17 protein-coding genes are annotated in these 18384 nt (G+C 66.7%); 5 read left to right on the forward strand and 12 right to left on the reverse strand.

Going from position 1 to position 18384, the window contains the following annotated elements; all coding sequences use genetic code 11:
- Window positions 1-250 precede the first annotated feature (250 nt).
- On the forward strand, window positions 251-439 hold the full coding sequence (locus tag CW348_RS02505) for a hypothetical protein (RefSeq protein WP_016188038.1): 189 nt from the start codon (window positions 251-253) through the stop codon (window positions 437-439).
- Window positions 440-525: 86 nt separating this feature from the next.
- Here the strand turns inward: CW348_RS02505 and purL are convergent, their stop codons facing one another.
- From purL to purQ, 3 genes are read right to left on the reverse strand one after another with little or no spacing between them, the layout of a single operon-like run.
- Window positions 526-2823: a phosphoribosylformylglycinamidine synthase subunit PurL gene (purL, locus tag CW348_RS02510; protein WP_287462645.1), complete on the reverse strand. Its 2298-nt coding sequence runs from the start codon at window positions 2821-2823 to the stop codon at window positions 526-528.
- Between the two features lie 32 nt (window positions 2824-2855).
- Window positions 2856-3338: a hypothetical protein gene (locus tag CW348_RS02515; protein WP_011290604.1), complete on the reverse strand. Its 483-nt coding sequence runs from the start codon at window positions 3336-3338 to the stop codon at window positions 2856-2858.
- Between the two features lie 33 nt (window positions 3339-3371).
- The gene (purQ, locus tag CW348_RS02520) at window positions 3372-4079 is read right to left on the reverse strand and encodes a phosphoribosylformylglycinamidine synthase subunit PurQ (RefSeq protein WP_011290603.1); all 708 of its coding nucleotides are present in this window, start codon (window positions 4077-4079) and stop codon (window positions 3372-3374) included.
- A gap of 199 nt (window positions 4080-4278) precedes the next feature.
- Between purQ and CW348_RS02525 the strand changes: the two genes are divergently transcribed.
- Both CW348_RS02525 and CW348_RS02530 read left to right on the forward strand, forming a co-directional pair.
- Window positions 4279-5235, forward strand: a complete 957-nt coding sequence (locus CW348_RS02525) for an alpha/beta hydrolase (protein ID WP_016188037.1) — start codon at window positions 4279-4281, stop codon at window positions 5233-5235.
- 40 nt (window positions 5236-5275) lie between these two features.
- Entirely contained in the window at window positions 5276-5962 is a 687-nt protein-coding gene (locus tag CW348_RS02530; RefSeq protein WP_104612924.1) for a class I SAM-dependent methyltransferase, read from the forward strand.
- A gap of 125 nt (window positions 5963-6087) precedes the next feature.
- On the opposite strand, the gene CW348_RS02535 is transcribed toward CW348_RS02530, so the two are convergent.
- The 9 genes from CW348_RS02535 to CW348_RS02575 form a co-directional block, all read right to left on the reverse strand.
- Window positions 6088-7437, reverse strand: coding sequence for a polysaccharide lyase family 1 protein (locus CW348_RS02535; protein WP_011290600.1), 1350 nt, complete (start codon window positions 7435-7437; stop codon window positions 6088-6090).
- A gap of 239 nt (window positions 7438-7676) precedes the next feature.
- On the reverse strand, window positions 7677-7916 hold the full coding sequence (locus tag CW348_RS02540; RefSeq protein ID WP_016188034.1) for a hypothetical protein: 240 nt from the start codon (window positions 7914-7916) through the stop codon (window positions 7677-7679).
- A 39-nt stretch (window positions 7917-7955) separates the two neighbouring features.
- Window positions 7956-8216 (reverse strand): hypothetical protein, encoded by a 261-nt coding sequence (locus CW348_RS02545; RefSeq protein WP_011290598.1) that lies wholly within the window; start codon window positions 8214-8216, stop codon window positions 7956-7958.
- 81 nt (window positions 8217-8297) lie between these two features.
- On the reverse strand, window positions 8298-9128 hold the full coding sequence (locus CW348_RS02550; protein ID WP_011290597.1) for a class I SAM-dependent methyltransferase: 831 nt from the start codon (window positions 9126-9128) through the stop codon (window positions 8298-8300).
- A 178-nt stretch (window positions 9129-9306) separates the two neighbouring features.
- Window positions 9307-9879, reverse strand: coding sequence for a DoxX family membrane protein (locus CW348_RS02555; RefSeq protein WP_011290596.1), 573 nt, complete (start codon window positions 9877-9879; stop codon window positions 9307-9309).
- A 314-nt stretch (window positions 9880-10193) separates the two neighbouring features.
- Window positions 10194-10991: an SURF1 family protein gene (locus CW348_RS02560; protein WP_276525619.1), complete on the reverse strand. Its 798-nt coding sequence runs from the start codon at window positions 10989-10991 to the stop codon at window positions 10194-10196.
- A gap of 55 nt (window positions 10992-11046) precedes the next feature.
- Window positions 11047-12978 carry an endonuclease/exonuclease/phosphatase family protein gene (locus CW348_RS02565; RefSeq protein WP_238569702.1) on the reverse strand — a complete coding sequence of 644 codons (1932 nt, stop codon included), beginning with the start codon at window positions 12976-12978 and terminating at the stop codon, window positions 11047-11049.
- A gap of 280 nt (window positions 12979-13258) precedes the next feature.
- Window positions 13259-14059 carry a chaplin family protein gene (locus tag CW348_RS02570; protein WP_104612925.1) on the reverse strand — a complete coding sequence of 267 codons (801 nt, stop codon included), beginning with the start codon at window positions 14057-14059 and terminating at the stop codon, window positions 13259-13261.
- Window positions 14060-14943: 884 nt separating this feature from the next.
- Entirely contained in the window at window positions 14944-15366 is a 423-nt protein-coding gene (locus tag CW348_RS02575; RefSeq protein WP_011290592.1) for a Fur family transcriptional regulator, read from the reverse strand.
- A gap of 269 nt (window positions 15367-15635) precedes the next feature.
- Between CW348_RS02575 and CW348_RS02580 the strand changes: the two genes are divergently transcribed.
- Together CW348_RS02580 and CW348_RS02585 are read left to right on the forward strand one after the other, a co-directional pair.
- On the forward strand, window positions 15636-16772 hold the full coding sequence (locus CW348_RS02580) for a CapA family protein (protein ID WP_011290591.1): 1137 nt from the start codon (window positions 15636-15638) through the stop codon (window positions 16770-16772).
- Between the two features lie 831 nt (window positions 16773-17603).
- Entirely contained in the window at window positions 17604-18227 is a 624-nt protein-coding gene (locus tag CW348_RS02585; protein WP_061783842.1) for a TetR/AcrR family transcriptional regulator, read from the forward strand.
- Window positions 18228-18384: the final 157 nt, after the last annotated feature.

Genomic DNA, 18384 nt, shown 5'->3' on the forward strand with positions numbered 1-18384 from the left:
AGATGCATGCGCCGCGGGCCTGTTGATCGGCGGCCCGCTCACCCCCTCCGAACTCGGTGGTCAACCTTGTCCGGTTCCGCTGCCCGACTCGGGAAGGAGCATGCGCAGGGCTGGGGAAAAAGCCCGCGGTCCGCCCGGTTCGCGCCGGTGCATTGCGGGACTTCTGGGGCGTGGAACGCGTTTCCTGACCGGATGGTCGGGTAGTGCGAAGGATCCAGCCGGTTCAGGAGGTGGAAGGGAGACACCCCTCATGGAGCGCGGCAGCGATAAACACGGTCCCCGACTCGACGAGAGCCTCAAACACGAGATCGAGGGGGCACTCAAAAGCGGCGGCCCGACCCGGGCCCACGAAGACCGCGAACCGGAGCCTTTGGTTGATGACGAGGGAATCCCGGCCACCGACCGTGAGGCAATCCAGCGCAGGCAGCGGAGCGAATAAGCCGCTGCCCGGTCTGCACCCCCGCACGATCCCCGACCGCAGGCTTGGCCCGGCCCCAACTCGGCGGGGCCGGGCCGTACCACAAACTACTTGTTCCCGAAGAGCGCGGGCAGCGTCGACTCGTACGCGTCGCGCAGCTCGGCCACCTCAATGCTGATCCGCCCGGTGCGGTGGACCATGGTCAGCGCGGACCCACCGACAGTACCCAGCCTCCTGACCGGAACCCCGTGCTTGGCGCACAGGTCCACCAGGGCGGTCTCGTGCTCGGGCCGCACACTCACCACGGCGCGCGCCGCGGATTCGCTGAACAGTGCGGTGAACGCGTCATCGCCGAGGTCGACTTCGCAGCCGACGCCGCCGCGCAGGCAGGACTCGGCGAGCGCCACCGCGAGCCCGCCGTCGGAAAGGTCGTGCGCCGAAACCAGCAGTTCCGCTGCGGCGCCGTCGATGAGCACCCGGCCGAGGGCCGCCTCAGCGTCGAGGTCGATCTGGGGCGGGCGGCCGCCCAGGTGCCCGTGGATGACATCCGCCCATGCCGAACCGCCCAGTTCCAGCCGGGTCTCGCCGAGCAGGAAGACCACACTCTCGCCTTCAGCGCTGAATGCGCTGGTCACCCGCTTGTGAACGTCGTCGATGACCCCGAGCACGCCGATCACCGGAGTGGGGTTGATCGCGGTGCTCCCGGTCTGGTTGTAGAAGCTGACGTTGCCGCCGGTCACCGGAGTGCCGAGCGCCTGACAGGCGTCCGCCAGGCCGCGGGTAGCTTCGGCGAACTGCCACATCACCCCCGGGTCCTCAGGAGAGCCGAAGTTGAGGCAGTTGGTGACGGCGAGAGGGCGGGCCCCCGTGGCCGCGACGTTGCGGTACGCCTCGGCGTAGGCGAGCTGGGTACCGACGTAGGGGTCGAGACGGGTGTAGCGGCCGTTGCCGTCGGTGGCCAGCGCCACCCCGCGGTCGGTGTCCTCGGCGATCCGGATCATGCCGCTGTCGTGCGGCATGGCCAGGACCGTGTTCCCCATCACGTACCGGTCGTACTGGTCGGTGATCCAGCTCGAGTCGCAGATGCCGGGGGCTGCCAGCACTCGCAGCACCTGGTCGCGGAGCTCTTCGTCGCTGCTGGGGCGGGGCAGTGCCGCAGGGTCGTCGGCGAGCAGGGCGTCCTGGTCGGCGGGCCGCTCAATCGTCCGGTGGTACACCGGCCCCTGGTCGGCAGCGGTCCGGGGCGGCAGGTCCACGATCGTCTCCCCGCGCCAGGTCATGACGAGGCGTCCACCCCGCGCCTCTTCCTCTGGGGTGACGTCGGTCACTTCGCCGATCACGCTGGCGAGAATGTCCCACTTGGCGCAGACGGCGAGGAACTCGTCGAGCTTGTCGGGCTCGACGATCGCCATCATCCGCTCCTGCGACTCGCTCATCAGGATTTCCTCGGGGGTGAGCCGAGGGTCGCGGAGCGGGACCCGGTCCAGTTCGATCCGCATGCCGCCGGTGCCTCCCGCCGCGAGTTCGGTGGTCGCGCAGGACACGCCCGCGGCACCCAGGTCCTGGATGCCGACGACGAGGTCTTTGGCGTACAGCTCCATGCAGCATTCGATGAGGAGCTTCTCCAGGAACGGGTCGCCGACCTGGACACTGGGCCGCTTGGCCTGGCTTTCCTCGTCGAAGCTCGCGCTGGCGAGGACGGACGCGCCGCCGATACCGTCGGGGCCGGTGGCCGCGCCGAACAGCACGACGTGGTTGCCCGGTCCGGACGCCTGGGCGAGCTTGATGTTCTCGTGCTTGAGCACGCCCACGCAGAGGGCGTTGACCAGCGGGTTGCTGGCGTATCCCGCGTCGAAGCCGACCTCACCGCCGATGTTGGGAAGCCCCAGGCAGTTGCCGTAGGAGGAGATCCCGGAGACAACCCCGGGCAGCACCCGCTGGGTGTCGGGGGCGTCGGCGGGCCCGAACCGCAGCGAGTCCATCACCGCGACCGGGCGGGCACCCATGGAGAGGATGTCGCGCACGATACCGCCGACACCGGTCGCCGCCCCCTGGTGCGGCTCCACGTAGGAGGGGTGGTTGTGCGACTCGATCTTGAAGGTGACCGCGTAGCCGTCGCCGACGTCCACCACGCCCGCGTTCTCGCCGATCCCGACGAGCAGCACGTCGGTGTCGGGCGCTTTCTCCCCGAACTGGCGGAGGTGGACTTTGGAACTCTTGTAGGAGCAGTGCTCGCTCCACATGACCGAGTAGATGGCCAACTCGGCGGAGGTGGGACGGCGGCCGAGGATCTCCCGGACCCGCGCGTACTCCTCGTCCTTCATACCGAGTTCGGTGTAGGGCTGCGGGAGGTCCGGGGTGGCCGCGGCCTTGGCGACAGTATCGAACCTGGGCTCTTCAGACATACGGGCTGTTTCCGTTCGGGAAGTGGAGCGGATCAACGTTGCGGAGACGGGGGCGGCGGCACGCGGTGGGCGAGGAGCAGACCCGCCGTGGTGCCTTCGACGTAGGGCTCGAGGCTGCCCTGGACCAGGACCGTGCCGTTGCTGAGCGCCGATTGGGAGTAGGGCACCTCATCAGGGTCGGTCTCGCCTTCCGGCAGGAGGCGTTCCCACCCCTGGTCGCTCAGGTGCGTGTAGATCGTCTCGATCGCCTCCTCGGCGTCGAGTCCTTCAGCGGTGACCCCGACCGGGCGGTAGCACTCCTGCGGAGTGCACTGCTGTCCGAGGTCGGTGTAGCTGATGCCGTCCGGGGCCGCCCCCAGCACCTCCAGCGGCGGTGCGGCTGCGGGCACGACGGGAGCGGTGTCGGAGGTCCACGGCCGGTACAGCAGGGTGACGGCTGTCGTGGTCAGCAGCGCGAGGATCCCCGCTACCGCCAGGCCGACTTGGACCCTTCTGGAGCGCAGCAGCGCCATCATCGAGACATCATCCCCCGAGCCCTGCGGGCGTGCTCAACCAGCGGTCTCGGGCACCGGAGTACTACCGGTCAGGTGGGCCAGGAGCGAGGTGAAGAAGCCGAGACCGTCCGTGGAGGGCCCGGTGAGCGCCTCCACAGCGTGTTCCGGGTGCGGCATGAGCCCCACCACGTTGCGGTGCTCGTTGGTCACTCCGGCGATGTTGTCCATGGAGCCGTTGGGCGCGGAGTCGACGTACCGCACCACCACGCGGTTGTCGCGTTTCAGTTCGGCGATGGTCTCCGGGTCGGCCACATAGTTGCCCTCCCCGCTTTTGAGCGGGATGAGGAGTTCCTGGCCGGGCGAGTAGCCGTTGGTCCAGACGGTGTCCGCGGCCTCGACCCTGATCAACTGGTCGCGGCAGATGAAGTGCCGTGACGCGTTGCGGGTCAGTGCGCCGGGCAGCAGCTGGCTTTCGCACAGGATCTGGAACCCGTTGCAGATTCCCAGCACCGGAAGGTTGCCGGAGCGGGCAGCGGGCACGATCTCGGTCATGATCGGCGCGAAGCGGGCAATGGCCCCACAGCGCAGATAGTCGCCGTAGGAGAAGCCGCCAGGCAGCACGACCGCGTCGACACCTTTGAGGTCGGCGTCGCCGTGCCAGAGTGAGACGGGTTCTGCGCCGGCGATCCGCACCGCGCGCGCAGCGTCCCTGTCGTCAAGGGAACCAGGGAAGGTGACGACGCCCACACGTGGGGCAGCCATATGGGCACTCTCCGAAATCGTCGATGGGAGCAAGGCTGGGCCGAGTCTCGTCCCGAACAGCTCGACCTTGTATGAGACTACCCGCTGTGTGAGGCTGTGGTCGTGGCGCTGCCCCGCTTGCAGCCCCGCGGGGCGGGCCTCCCCGGGGAGCGTCGCCTGCGGAGTCCCCGGCAGAAATCCCGCCAGGAAAGGGAATTCCATGCCGCTGGATCCGGAAACCCGCGCGCTGATCGACGAACTCGTCTCCGGCTCCCCGCCCGGGGAAGCGGTAGGGGTGCCGGACGCCTCGCTGCACTCCTCGCTGCGGGAGCGCCGGATCGTCGGCCCTGGCGTGGCTCTCGTGCGTGACCTTACGATTCCCTCCCCCGCGGGCGGGATCCCGGCCCGGCTCTACCATCCGGCGCCGGACAATCCTGCCACCGGGTGCGCGGTGTTTTTCCACGGCGGCGGCTACGTCTTCGGGAATCTCGACACGCACGACCACATTGCGCGCCTGCTCGCCGCGGAAAGCAGGGCCGCCGTGGTCGCGGTGGACTACCGTCTGGCCCCGCAGCACCGGTTCCCGGCCGCGGTCGAGGACGCGTTCACCGCGACCCGCTGGGTGGCTGAGCACGCTACCCGACTGGGGGTGGATGCCGCGCGACTGGCGGTGGTAGGCGACAGTGCGGGCGGCGGGCTCGCCGCGGCAGTCGCTCTCCTGGTCCGGGACGGAGGCCCCCCGCTGGCTGCACAAGTGCTCATCTACCCGGTGATCGACCTGACCGGCTACCCGGTCACCGCGGACACCCCGTACCCTTCCCGGATCGCCCACGGCGAAGGCTGCTTCCTCACCACCGCGGCGATGCAGCACGTGGTCGAACAGTATCTGGCGGATCCCGCGGACGCCGCGGACTTCCGGGCGTCGCCGATCCGTGCGGCGGACCTGTCTGGTGCGGCGCCCGCCCTGGTGGTCAGCGCCGAGTTCGACCCGCTCCGCGACGAGGCGGAAGCCTATGCGCGCGCGTTGGCAGCCGTCGGGGTGCCCGCCACCACAGTCCGGATCAACGGGGGTGTGCACGGCATGTTCGGCCTGGGACCGCTCCTGCCGCTGAGCCGCCACGCAGAGCTTCCGGTCATTGCGCTGCTGCGCGACACGCTGCAACCGCCACAGCGGTGATTGACCCCCGTCTTACCTCTTGACGCAGTAGCGTTCCCCCATGGCAGCCACCCATGACCCCCGACCCTTCCGATGGCCCAGGCTTATTCGGGACGGTGGACTCTTTTTTCGGCAGGCGGTGCAGACTTTCCGCACCACGGGCGCCATCATTCCCAGCGGTGCCGCACTCGCCAGCGAGCTGGCCCGCTACGTTGCCCAGCGGAACGATCCCGCGTCGTCGTTGAGCATTCTGGAAGCAGGCCCCGGTACCGGTCCCGTCTCCCGGGCTATTGCGGCGCGTATGCGCCCCGGTGACGCTGTGGACTTGGTCGAAGCCAATCCGGTGTTCGTCGAGCACCTCACCCGGCTGGTCAAGAGCGATCCGGTGTTCCAGCCGATCGCCGACCGCGTCACCATCCACCCGACACTGGTCACTGAACTGGGCACCGACCGCCAGTTCGACGTGATCATCTCCGGGCTGCCGTTTGCGAACTTCACCGCGGACGAGGTCCGCACCATCATGGAGTACTACTTCAGCGTGCTCCGCCCCGGCGGCTACGTGTCTTTCTTCAGCTACCTGTACCTCAAGCAGGTCACAGCGGTGGTCTCTCCGCTCGACGACTATCTGCGCCGGGTGCGGTCCGGCTGGGAGGTGCGGGAGTGGGTGAACCGGTACGCGGTGGACCAGGTGCACGTGTACCGGAACATTCCCCCGGCGTGCGTCTTTCACCTGCGTAAACCGCTCTGAAAACGCGGGATGCGGTCCCGGGGCCGGGACCGCATCGGAGGAGCCCGCCGCAGTGGCGGGGCTGGGGTGAGAGCCGCGGTAGCGGGCTGCTCCGTGGGGGACGGGAGACGCCACCGAAGGGTTGGTCAGAGGATGTGGCCCACCCCGGCTTTCTGCACCTTGGCGGGCACCGACTGGGTGGGGTCGATCCGGCCGTGGAGCGGAGGGCTCCAGGTCTGCTTGTTCTCGATGGTCGGGCTGTGGACCGCGTTGTATTCGTCGAGGAAGCTCACCTGGTGGTGCCGGGAGCGGCCGTTGGCGTAGCTTCCCTTCTCGTACATCTGGGTGCCCTTCCAGTGGGCGACGACCTGGGAGAAGTCGACGGACGGGTCGATGTCGAAGTAGTTGTTCTCCGCGTACAGCGCGGATTCCACGCCGACCCCCCACGAGTACTCGTAGGTCTTCTCGCCCTCGGGCGTGGCAGGGATCACGTAGTGGTTGTTGTACACGTGGACCTGCCCGTAGCGGACCCGGGGAGCGCGCTGCAGCACGTTCTCCCAGCGGTTGTGGTGCAGGGTGACCCGCAGTTTGCCCACGTCGTAGGTTGGCGAGTCGGTGCTGCCGATGAGCATGGTCTTGTCGTGGTCGCGCAGCACGTTGTAGGAGACGGTGACCAGGTCGGCCCCGTGGGTGATGTCCAGGAGCCCGTCGTGGACCTGGAATTCGCGGCCGAAGTATTCGGGCAGGTCACGGTCGAGTACTGCGCCGTCGCTGAACTCGTTGTGGTCGATCCACACGTGGGTGGAGCGGCGGACCGAGACTCCGTCGAATTCGGAGTTCCAGTTCCCTTCGGGGCCGTCCGTGGGATCCCACTGGGGGAAGCAGTCCTGGGCGGTTTCGAAGATGATGTTGCGGATGATCACGTTGTCGACGCTGTCCACCATGACCTGGGCGCCGACGAGTGTGGCGTCGTCGCCCAGGCCGATGAGGGTCGTGTTGGAGCCGACTTCGATGACGACCTGGTCGCGCTGGTTGCGGTAGGAGCGTTCCCGCGCTTCTTCGAGGGGGCCGGACGGTTCCTGGTCCCAGCCCCAGACTTCGGGGTCGTAGGTAGCGAGGTAGGCGTCGAAGTCGTATTCCGGGTCGGCGTAGTCGTCGCAGGTGAGCTGGTTGCCGTGCTCGTCGGTGTTGGCGTCGATGCGCCCCTTGAGGAAGACGATCTTGGGTGTGTCGTTGGTGCGGCCTCCGGCCAGTGCCTCGCGCAGTTCGGCGTAGGTCGTGACAACGTAGACGTGTTCGGGGTCGGCCGCAGCGCCGCCGGTGGTACCGCCGTCGTAGGCGGCCCAGCCGTCGTTGGGGGCGAGCACTTCGCGGGCGACTTGTTCGGCTTTGGGGGAGACCCCGGCGTGGTGGTGCGGCTGAGCCAACGCGCTGCTGGGTGCCGCCAGGGTGAGCGGCAGCGCGAGGGCCACGCCGAGGGTGGCAGCTCTTCGCATAGAACTCTCCTCGTCACCCGGCTCACAGCCGGTGAACGGTGATGGGGGAAGCAACTCGGGAAAGCGCTTTACGTGAAACTAGTCACATAAGCTACGCGATGTCAATCAGAGAATTCCAGAAAACCTCGACAAACAGGGGATTTTCCAGCAGACCCGGTTTCCTCTCAAGGGAAAGCCCTTACCACAAAGGCCGAGAGCGCCGCTCCCCGCTGCCGGGGGAGGGGCGACCGCGCGAACAGTCAACCTCCCATAGCGGCCACCGCCGTGTCGAAGCCGCGCGCGAGCGCAGCCGGATCCTGCCGGGCAGCCTGCTCGTCCAACTCCCCGCGGCTCACCACTTCGAGTGCGCCCCGGTACCCCTGGCTGTCCCTCCGGTCCGGCGGCACCACCTCAGCAGCGCCGCCCCGGACCACGAGCACCGTTCCAGCATCAGTCGAGCGCAGCAGCTCCGCCACATGTTCAGCGCGGATAACCCCCATGCCTCCTCCTGTCTGCTTCGGCCTGGCCCCGCGGTGCACCTACCGCGCCGCCCGGTACTTCTCCCGGCGCTGCTCGTACTCTGCGCGGTCGATCTCTCCCTCAGCGAGCTGCCGGTCGAGGTCCCGGAGCAGCGAATCGCTCTCCAACCGCCTCCGCTCCCAGAACTCTGGTGAACGGACCTGCCGCTCCGCGGACCGCTGCGCGTGCCAGAGCACCACCACGACGGTGATGATCACCCCCACCGGAATGATCACGGCCAACAGGGCCATCAGCAGGAGCCCGAATTCCATGCCGTTCATTGCCCTCCGCTCCCTTCGGCGGGCAGTCAGGTCGTAGCCTTCCGCTACCCAGCCCGCCGCAGCCGACACACCGGCAGAGCGCTAGGGGCGATCGGCCACAAAAATCGCTGTACCGGGGATGATGCGGCCTCGCAGCGGACTCCATCCGCCCCAGACCTGGTCGTTGTCCTCGGGCCACTCCGGTTCGACGATGTCGCGGATGACCAGTCCAGCGTCGGCGAGGGCACGCACCCAGTCGCCGATCGTGTGGTGGGCTTCCACGTACAGGGCGCGCCCGTACTCGTCCTCCTCCACATAGGGGCGGCGGTCGAAATAGGAGTCGCGGGCCTGCAGTCCGTCTTCCCCCGGACTGTCGGGAAAGCACCAGCGGATCGGGTGGCTGACCGAGAACGCCAGCCGCCCGCCCGGCCGCAGCACCCGGGCCGCTTCCGCCAGCGCGGTCCGGATATCCGGAATGAACGGGAAAGCGCCAAACGAGGAGCAGACCACGTCGAATGACGCGTCGGCAAACGGCAGCCACTGCGCATCGGCCTGCACCACGGGCAGCCGGTGCCCAGTGGCCTTGTCCAGGCGGTGCGAATGCTGGAGCTGCCGGGCGGACATGTCAATCCCCACGACTTCGGCGACCCCTTGGGCACGCAGCCACCGGCCGCACTGTCCTGCCCCGCAGCCGATTTCCAAGACCCGCCGCCCCACCAGATCCGCCGGGTTCCCCAGCAACTGCGCTTCCCGTTCAGTGAGCCCTTCGGGACCCCACACGAACTCGGCATCGCCGAGGAAACTGCCGTGCTCCGCCTGGTATTCGTCGGCGGCGCGCTCCCACCACAGCCGGCTGGCCCGGGCACTCTCCTGCGGGCCGAGGGGGCGGCGTGCAACCCGGTGGACGGTCGCCTGCTCCACGTCGTCGATCATGTCCTCATTCTTGCCGCAGGCCCCATGAGAGTGGGGGCCGTACCGCGGGTACGGCCCCCTGCGGGCACTGTTATGGACCTTCCGGTATTCCGGTCGGACCGGTGATGTTCTCCCGCTCTCCCGCTGAGCCATCACCCCCTTTCTCCTCTTTCCTGTGTGGAGCGTGGGGAAGACGGAGTCAGCGGAGCACGGGGAAACGGCGCACGATCCCCAGGTTGCTCCACCAGCCACCGAGTCCGAAGGTGTCGCCGGCGTTCGTCAACGCGAGAGCGATCACGGTGAGCCCCATGACGATGTGGTCGTCCATGAAGGGGTTGGTTTCGGGAGGCAGCACGGCGGTCCACATCAGGAAGAGCAGGAGGGCGCCTGTTGCGGCCGCGATACGCATCCCGATCCCCAGCAGAAGGGCCACCCCGATCCCGAGGAGGCCGAGCATGAAGAGGAAGTCAGCCCAGGCTGCACCGGCAATGGCGCGGTAGGCATCCGCGAACGGTCCCGAGACTGCGTTCGTGAGAAAGCCGTGGGTGGGGCTGCCGCCGTTGATCCATGCTCGTTCTGCGGGTGTGGCGAAGCCCAGACCGATCAGTTTGTCCAGGAAAGCCCAGAGGAAGATCCACCCGATGGACAGCCGGATAGCGGCGAGGACTCCGCGGGCCCACGGGTGGGCCACGATGGGCCGGGGGTCCGTCGACGAGCGGTCGCTTTCGGCGTGCGGGGAAACTGTCCGGACCGTGGTTTTCTCCTCCAGCATTGCAACACCCTTTCGCGGTGCCTGTGGAACCACTTCCAGACAACTCCTGACGCCGATCTTCTTCCAGGGTCTTCCGTAAGGGGAGAGCAAGCCGGAAGGTCCCAGAAAAAGCGACGTATTTATAGATTGAGGGTGTCTTTGCGGGGATATGACTACGGACTAGTTCAAGGTTCTGCCCCTGTCCGGAACTTTCCGGACTCAATCCCTTGTGACCTGCATTAATGCAGAATTCTTTGTCCTATAGGACAGGGGGTCGCTCCTCGCTTTCCACCGGTTTTCCGCGGGGAGCGCCCTGCATGCCAAGGTGAATTCTGTCACACCTTGTTCGGAGTGGTGGAAGAAACGGTGTCCGGCTCGGCGGGTTCCGATTTCTGTGCCGCGTCCTGGACTTCACGGCGGACCAGGAAAACCCATCCGCCAACGGCGATCACCGTGAACGTCCACCATTGGACCGCATAGGAGAAGTTCATCCCCGTGTTGACCTTGGTCACTTCGACCGGTTCGGGCGCGGCTGCGGGAGCCGGGGTCTCCTCGACCAGTTCCACATACCCCCCGTACACCTCGTAAGGGAGGTCTGCGGCAATGGCGGGCACGTCGATGAGCATGATCTGCCCTTCGGGAAGCCCGTCCCGGGAGTGGATGCCGGTGCTCTCCGGGGTCTCCGAGACTTGCAACCGCCCCGTCACGGTGACTTCTCCCTGGGCAGCGGGCGGCACCTCGGGACTCTCGGTCGCCGTGGGCGGCTGCGCCACCCATCCCCGGTTGACGAGTACCGCTGTGCCGTCCTCCGTCACCAAAGGGGTGAGGACGTGCATCCCGACCCCGCCGGAACCGCTCCGGTTGCGCACGAGGAGCTCCCGGTCAGGGTCGTAGGTGCCCGTGACCGTGACCCTCCGCCAGCGGTCCTCGGGGGCGACTTCGCCACCGACCGAGGTCAGCTCCTCAATCGGGACCGGGTCGGCGGCAAGGTTGGCCTCCTGCAGCTCGACTACCGCGGCTTTGGTCTCGGCCCGTTCGTACTGCCACAGCCCCAGGGCGATGAACGAGGGCACCACCACGAGCAGCAGCACGTGGAACGCCATCATCCGAGGCGAGATCAGGACACGAAGCACACCATCGAGGCTAGGGGATCGTCGCCGGTCCCCTGCACCGCCCCGGTCACTTCGCTCAGGTCCCGTACACCAGGGGACTCTCCAACCGCAGCACCGCCATCACCGCTACGTGGTCCGAGTAGGAGGCGGGGAGCACCGCGCCCTGTTCCCGGACGAGACCTGCGGTAGCAAAGATGTGGTCGAGCTCCTTGTCGGGGTCGTCAGCAGGGAAGGTGGGGGAGGGACGCACCCGGAACAGCGCGTCGTACAGTCCGGCGCGCTCCATCTCCCGCCAGGCTGCGCCGTTGCGTTCGAAGTTGAAGTCACCGCCCACAATGACGGGGCGTCCATGCGCGGAGCGGCGTTTGATGATGATGTCAGCCAAGTCCGCGGCCTGCAGGGTCGGCTCTTTGGGCTCCTCGCCCTCTTCCGTGCCCGGAGACTGCAGATGGGTGGCGATCACCTCGATCTCCGTGGTTTCGTATTTGACCACGACGGCCAGTGCTTGAGCTCCGGTCGTCGAACCGTAGCCGCGCAGCGGATAGCCGACAGTCTCCACGATCGGCAGCCGGGTCAGGACGGCATCGCCCCACAGTTGTCCGTTGGAGGGGGCGAACACGGCCTGCATGTCGAGCATTCGGGCGAGGGTGCCGAGGGTGTCCTGGCCTCCGGTGAGGAACCAGCCCCGGTCCACTTCGTTGAGTAGTACCACGTCGGGCTGGGCGCGCTGGATGGTCTCGGCGATCCCTTCGATGTCGTATGTACCGGTGAGGCCGTACCCCATCCGTATGTTGTAGGCGACCACCCGCAGCTCGTTGACCGCGGGAGTCCGCGTGGTGTCGGAGAAGGGGTCTGTCGTCGCATAGAGCGGCACCACCTGGGGCAGGATCGCGGCCACGATTCCTGCGCTGGCGGCAAGCGTCGCCCCCGGCCACCGGTAGAACACGGACCGGCGGACCCGGCTTCCGGAGTCGCGGTCTTTGGCCCGTCCGTGCACGACCGCCGCCACAGCGATGAGCAGTGCCACCCCGACGACGAGGGCGTCCGTCGGGTAGCCCAGGGTGTATCCCGCGTAGATGCCCAGCAGGACGGCGTAGAAGACGAGGCTGCCGAAGAACACGGCCAGGCTGGCGTTGTTGGCTCGTGGGGGGCGGCCCCGCGCCCCCGGCCAGTCCGCCCAGCTCAACGCAGCGATGAGAGCGATCGCCCCTACCGCTTGGGCGATGGGAGCGTAGAAGGGGAGGAGCCCGGGGACTCCCTCATCGGTCGTGGTGGGGAAGATCGCTGCACCGACCGCGATGACGAGCACGGCCCCGGAGAGGAGCGGGGTGGAGCCGGGGGTGGAGGAAGCTCCCGCGACCACGGCCGCCAGTGCCACGGCCATCATGACGAGGGCAGCGGCCCACCCGTCCGGCCAGCCAGTCGCTGCTTCCGCGCGGGCCGGCGCGGCCGTAACGGTCACCGCGACCAGCAGCGCGGGCGGCAGCAAGAAGCACAGCACGGAGTCGGCGGCCTGTTTAACGAAGTCGTCCCGGCTCACGCGGGAGGTTCTGGCCAGCACCCAGGCGAAGAGCAGGAGCTGCACAGCGGTCAGCACCCAGCCGAGCACCTCGGAGCGCCACACCACCGCATAGGTGCCCAGGGCGGTGTGGGTGAGGGTGGCCAAGGCGATGCCGGCCGCGAAACCGCGCAGCAGGGAGCGGCGCATCCGCACGACGATCGTGGCGAGCCAGGTCAGCCCGACAGCGAGCCCGAGGGAGGACACGTACAACTGGAGCTGCTCCCCACTGAGGCCTTGGAGCCCGAGCCGCGCCCCCACGAGCAGGACCGCGAACCACACGTCCACTGGCAGTTGGGCGGAGCGCTCCACCGTCTTCTGGGTGACGAGGAAGCGCAGCAGCAGGATGGGGAGCGGGGCGAGGAACCAGACGAGGACGAAAAGCCCGACGTTCTGCAGTGGTGTCGTCCCTTCCTGGCCAAAAACTATGACTAGTGACGACAACCACACACGGAGTATGTCGAGGAGAATCCAGACTCCGGCTCCGATCGTCGCTATAGGGACGAATCCACGGTCAGTGAGGCTCTTCGGAGTGCCCATAAGAGTCCTTCTTCTGTTTAGAACCCCGACTTATCCCCCGTCCAGCAGAGAGATTGTGTCTTAGATCACTGAAAAATCCAAGCTTTTCCGAGTTCCTTCGGAACTGTGAATTTTGTCTTCTCAGACACGCAAGTGCCCCCGGCAGGACTGCCGGGGGCACGGAACGTGGGAAGCAGGAAAGGAACGGGAATCAGTTCTCGCTTGCGTTCCGCTTCCGCCGCGTGAAGTACATGGCCGCACCGCCGCCGCCTAGAGCCGCGACAGCAGCGGCAACCAGGCCGCCGAGGGCCGCACCGGTCACCGGCAGGGTGTCCTCAGCCGCGGGAGCGGGCTTGGCGTCTTCCGCGGGCTTGTCGTCGGCGGCGGGCTTTTCGCCGCCCTCATCGGGCTTGGGCTGCTCGCTGCCGCCGCCGGGCTGCTCAGGCTCCGCGGGCTTGTTCGGGGCGGCGGTGTCCTCTTCCGGGCAGTCGGACTCGGCCGAGCCGAGGACCGAGACCGCGTTCCCGCAGACGTTGACGTCGGCGTCGATCGGAACGGCGATCTTGTTGTCGTTGAGAAGGCCGCCGCCAGAGCCGTCGGAGGGGACGTCGCTGCTGTTCACCACGTCGTCCGCGGCGTCCTCCAACGCTTCGACGATGGTGTCGCAGGTGCCCTTGGCCTCACCGAGGGCGGTGATGGTGTTGCCGCAGACGTTGAGGGCGACATTCACCGGGATCACGATCTGGTTGCCGTTGGCGAGACCGCCGCCCTGGTTGCTCTGGAGCGTGACTGCTCCGCCGGACGCCGACTTCAGGGCGTCGACGAACGACTGGCAGGCGCCCTGGGCGTCGCCGAGTACGGCAACGGTGTTGCCACAGACGTCGAGAGCGACGTCCACCGGAATGATGATCTGGTTGCCGCTGACGGCCTGATCCGCAGAGGCGGGAGAGGCGAATCCGACCGCCAAACCGGCCGCAAGTACAGCAGCCGAGGCAAACGTGGTTTTACGCATGTTTCCGGTATGACCTTTCGCTAACTATTACTCGTGGCGAATGACAGAGCACAAAGAGTCACCGTGAGCGGGATCGGTGAACCACGGCTCGACATCCAAAGCTTGGTGCTGTGTTCAGCGGCGAGGGAGACCTTATAGGCCATTGGCGGGTCGATAAGAAATATCCGCGATCCACCCTTGGCCGCTGACAGACCGTAACGTTAGCAGTTTATTGGTCTTCCGTGAGACTTTCTGCGAGACCTTTTGAAGAACTCATGAGTTTCCCCGGACAGCTTTTCGTTCAAAAAGCCGGAAACGTTGCCACACCCCGCGAGCATCCCCGCAACCAGCACAGAGTCCACGAAAAAGGACAAAACAGATACACCACATATCTGCGACACGGGGCGATCAGCACCCGGAAGAATCGGAAAAAGCCGCATTCTCCTGATTCGCGGCAGAATATGAGAGAAAACCACATTTATGGTTGATATCCGAAGTTTTCCGCCGCAACGCTCACAGCAGAGAGGTCAGCGGGACGATCTATTGGCCGTACGGCGGAATCCCCCTCGATCGGAGCTCTGCTTCCGCGGTCAGGTGCTGTCCTACCGGTCGACTCAATTCATCCGATGACCGGATCTTTTGCTGTCTGGAGGGCTCTTCCTGTCGCAGCAGGCAGAACGGCTGAGGATGCAGTCTCCTGCTCAGAGCCCCGGTCCCGCTCCGGGACACCGGGAAGGCAGAGGCTGCGCCGCTTCTTTCCAGGAACCAGATGTCGCAGGGCCCTCATCGCTGCCCCGCGGAACGTGGTCGGACCTCTCCTGCCCGGAGACGCCCGGTATGCACACCGCCAGGCACGCTTCGCTCGGACACCGCCGGTCCCGTTTCCGGAACCTCGAGAGGCCGGATCAGTGCTCCGATTCCTTGGCCTTGCAGGAAGGGCAGACCCCCCAGAAGACCACTTCGGCCTCATCGACGGTGTAACCGTGCGCTTGCGACGGCGCCAAGCACGGGGCTTCCCCCACCACGCAGTCGATGTCGGTCACCTCACCGCAAGCGCGGCAGACCAGGTGGTGGTGGTTGTCGCCCACCCGCGTCTCATACCGTGCCGGGGATCCCGCAGGTTCGATACGGCGGAGCAGCCCGGCTGCGGTGAGAGCGTGCAGGCTGTCGTAGACGGCCTGAGTCGACACGTGCCCGACCCGTTCTCGGACAGCGCGCGCCACGCGGTCGGCGTCCAGGTGGTTCCCCTGGCGGACCGCGTCAAGGATCGCCAGGCGTGCGGCGGTCACCCGCAGCCCGGCAGCACGCAGCGAAGCGGCGTCGTCCATGGCTTACACCCCAAGAAGAGGTTATCTGGAATCGATCAAGAAAACGACCGTATCCACTTATTCTGCTGCACCCCTCCCAACACTCCTCCAAGAGCCCCAACTTTCGGTCGCTCCGTTATTACTCTGGGTAATCTCGCTGGTGCATTTCGATGACGCCAAGCCTGACATAAGTAACAAATCAGATTCATCATCACAGCTACCTACACCTGTCGTCCAGTGCCCCGCGTCTTCTATTCACGACGGCCGAACTAGCTTTCCAGGAGACACGTGTGACCCCGTTTTCCTCACTCACTCTCCCCAACGGTCGCCCGCTCCGCTTCGGTGCGCTGCTGGCTACCGCCCTGCTCGCCACCGCCTGCGGCACGGCCTCGGACGAGTTGAGCAACGACTCGTCTGACCGCCCTGCGCAGCCCACCCCGTCGGCCTCCGCCGAACCGGTCAAGGAGCCGTACACCGTGGCGATCGGTGGAGACGTCATGTTCGAGGGCATGCTGCGGCAGCGGCTGGACGCAGACCCGGCCACTGCCATGGGCCCGGTCGCCGAAGTCTTCCAGGAAGCCGACGTCAGCGTCGTCAACCTGGAGACCGCTGTCACCGACGGCGGCACCCCGGCCCCGGCCAAGCAGTTCGTGTTCCGCGCCCCGGCCACCGCCTTCACCGCTCTCAAAGAGGCCGGTATCGACGTGGCCACCGTGGCCAACAACCACGGCATGGACTACGGGACCGAAGGGCTCCTCGACACTCTCGAGAACGCCGAAGCCGCAGACTTCCCCATCATCGGCGCGGGCCGCGACATCGCCGAGGCGTATGAGCCCGAGTTCTTCGAAGTCAAAGGGAACACCCTGGCCATCATCGGCGCCACCGACGTCCTCGACGACCACCTCATCCCCGAATGGACTGCGGGTGAGGGCAAGCCCGGCCTGGCCTCCACCAAGGGCGAGATGATCACCCACGCGATCGACGCTGTGGAGAAGGCGAGCGCCGAAGCCGACGCCGTCATCGTGTTCCTGCACTGGGGGCTCGAAGGCGACCACTGCCCCCTGCCGCACGCCCCCGACCTCGCCAAGCAGCTCATCGACGCCGGCGCCACCGCTGTCGTCGGCGGACACGCCCACGTGGTCAGCCCCGGCGGGTACATGGGCAGCTCCTACGTGCACTACGGTCTCGGCAACTTCGTCTTCTACAACTTCAACGGCCCCACCGCTGAGACCGGTGTCCTCCGCCTCACCCTCCAGGGCGGGGAAATCCTCGAAGACGAATGGCTGCCCGGCCGCATCGAAGGCGGCGTCCCGATCCTGTTCGAAGACGAGCAAGCAATCGCCGAAGGAGTGGCCCGGTTCGAGGGCTACCGAGAACAGTGCAGCGGGATCAACTTGACCGCTGAACCGGGCGAACCGGCTGTCTGACCCGGCTGAGGAAGACCCCGACCAGCTTTCGCGCGGTACGGCGCCCGCCTGCACTGCCGTACCGCGCCCGCCCGGACGCGCCGCGCGGAAAAAGAACACGGAAAGCCGCTAGACAACTCCGCGTACGCGGGCGGCACGGCCGCACTGCCGCACCGCTGCTCGCCTCCGTCCCCGAGAACTACCCGCGGCGGCCTGCCCCTGCCGCACCGAGCAGACGACCGGCAGCTGGACACTGCCCTGCTTCCCGCACTACCCGGGAAGCACTCCCTCGGTCGACGGCGCCCCTCCTGCTTACCGGTTGCCGCGGCACATGCAGCCTTCGTATTCCCAGGCCAGGCCTGCCCCGTCTCTGCCGCACTAGGGAAACCCCTTTCGAGCGTGACGGACGTCCGCGGGCGCAGCGGCCTTTCATGGCGTGCCGCAGCAGAAAGCCCCCGCATCCCCTTCGGGGGAACGCCTCGCACGGCCGCTCCCTCCCCGCCATGCTCCCCGGGAACGGGAATCAGGACATCCTCTTTTCCGAGATTCGGACAGCGAAGCAGCGGAAAACCCCGCAGGCATCACGGCCACAAGTGGCCAAAATCTATGAAACGGACCATCTATACCCGGGAGTCGGAATAGTACATAAACAAACTGACCACGAAAGGCATCACAGAGATCGTGACCACCAATTCTCGATCTTCCACAACTCGACTTCCCGCACCATCCTCGTGTCCCACCACTTTCACTGGAGAGGAGGTCTTCCCCGCCCTCCGAAACGGATCAGCAGTCATCTCCCCGCCCTCCCTCATCAACGCGCCATTGCGCCGAATCCCCTCCCAGCAGCGCAGCATGGCGCGGGTCCAGCGCATGCTCGACGCCTGCGCGGAACTCCTGGACGAGGCCGGATACGCCGAACTCACCACCACCAAGATCGCGGAACGCGCCGGGGTCGCGATCGGCTCGGTCTACCAGTTCTTCCCCGATAAGAAGGCGATCACCCAAGCACTCGGCCTGCGCTATCTCGACATTTTCAGTGCGCGGATCGTCCGCCGGATCACCGAGCAGAACTTCGACCACTGGACCGAGACCGTTGACGCGATTATCGACGAATACGTCACTATGCACCGTGAGGAACCCGGATTCCGTTTTCTCCGGTTCGGTGACGCAATCGACCCCAAGCTGTTGGATTCCACCCGGGAGAACAATCAAGTCATCGCAACGCGCTTACGCGATCTGCTGATTTCCCTCGCCGGGGCCGTACAAAGTGAGAAGCTTGACTTAGCGGTCCTCGTCTCCGTCGAGGCCGCGGACGCGGTGCTCAAAATGGCTTTCCGCGACGACGCCGACGGCGACCCCCGTCTCATCACCGCGGCCAAACAGCTCGTCCGCAGCTATCTGGAACACGTCTTCGGCGACGAACCGGACACCGCCCAGGAACTCCACAAGAGTACAGACGACAGGTCACCGGCCTAGCGCCGACAGCAGTCCGCGCACCGGCCCCCGCTCCCCCAGTGGCCCGGCTGACCATCCGCGACCGTGGGACGGACCCTCCGGGGCAGCGGAGCAGCGCCTCGTCCGCCGCCCAGCCCCGCACACGCCCGTTATCCGCCTGCCCGCACACCACGAGGTC

The sequence above is a fragment of the Thermobifida sp. genome, from assembly GCF_017577275.1.
GTDB lineage: Bacteria > Actinomycetota > Actinomycetes > Streptosporangiales > Streptosporangiaceae > Thermobifida > Thermobifida fusca.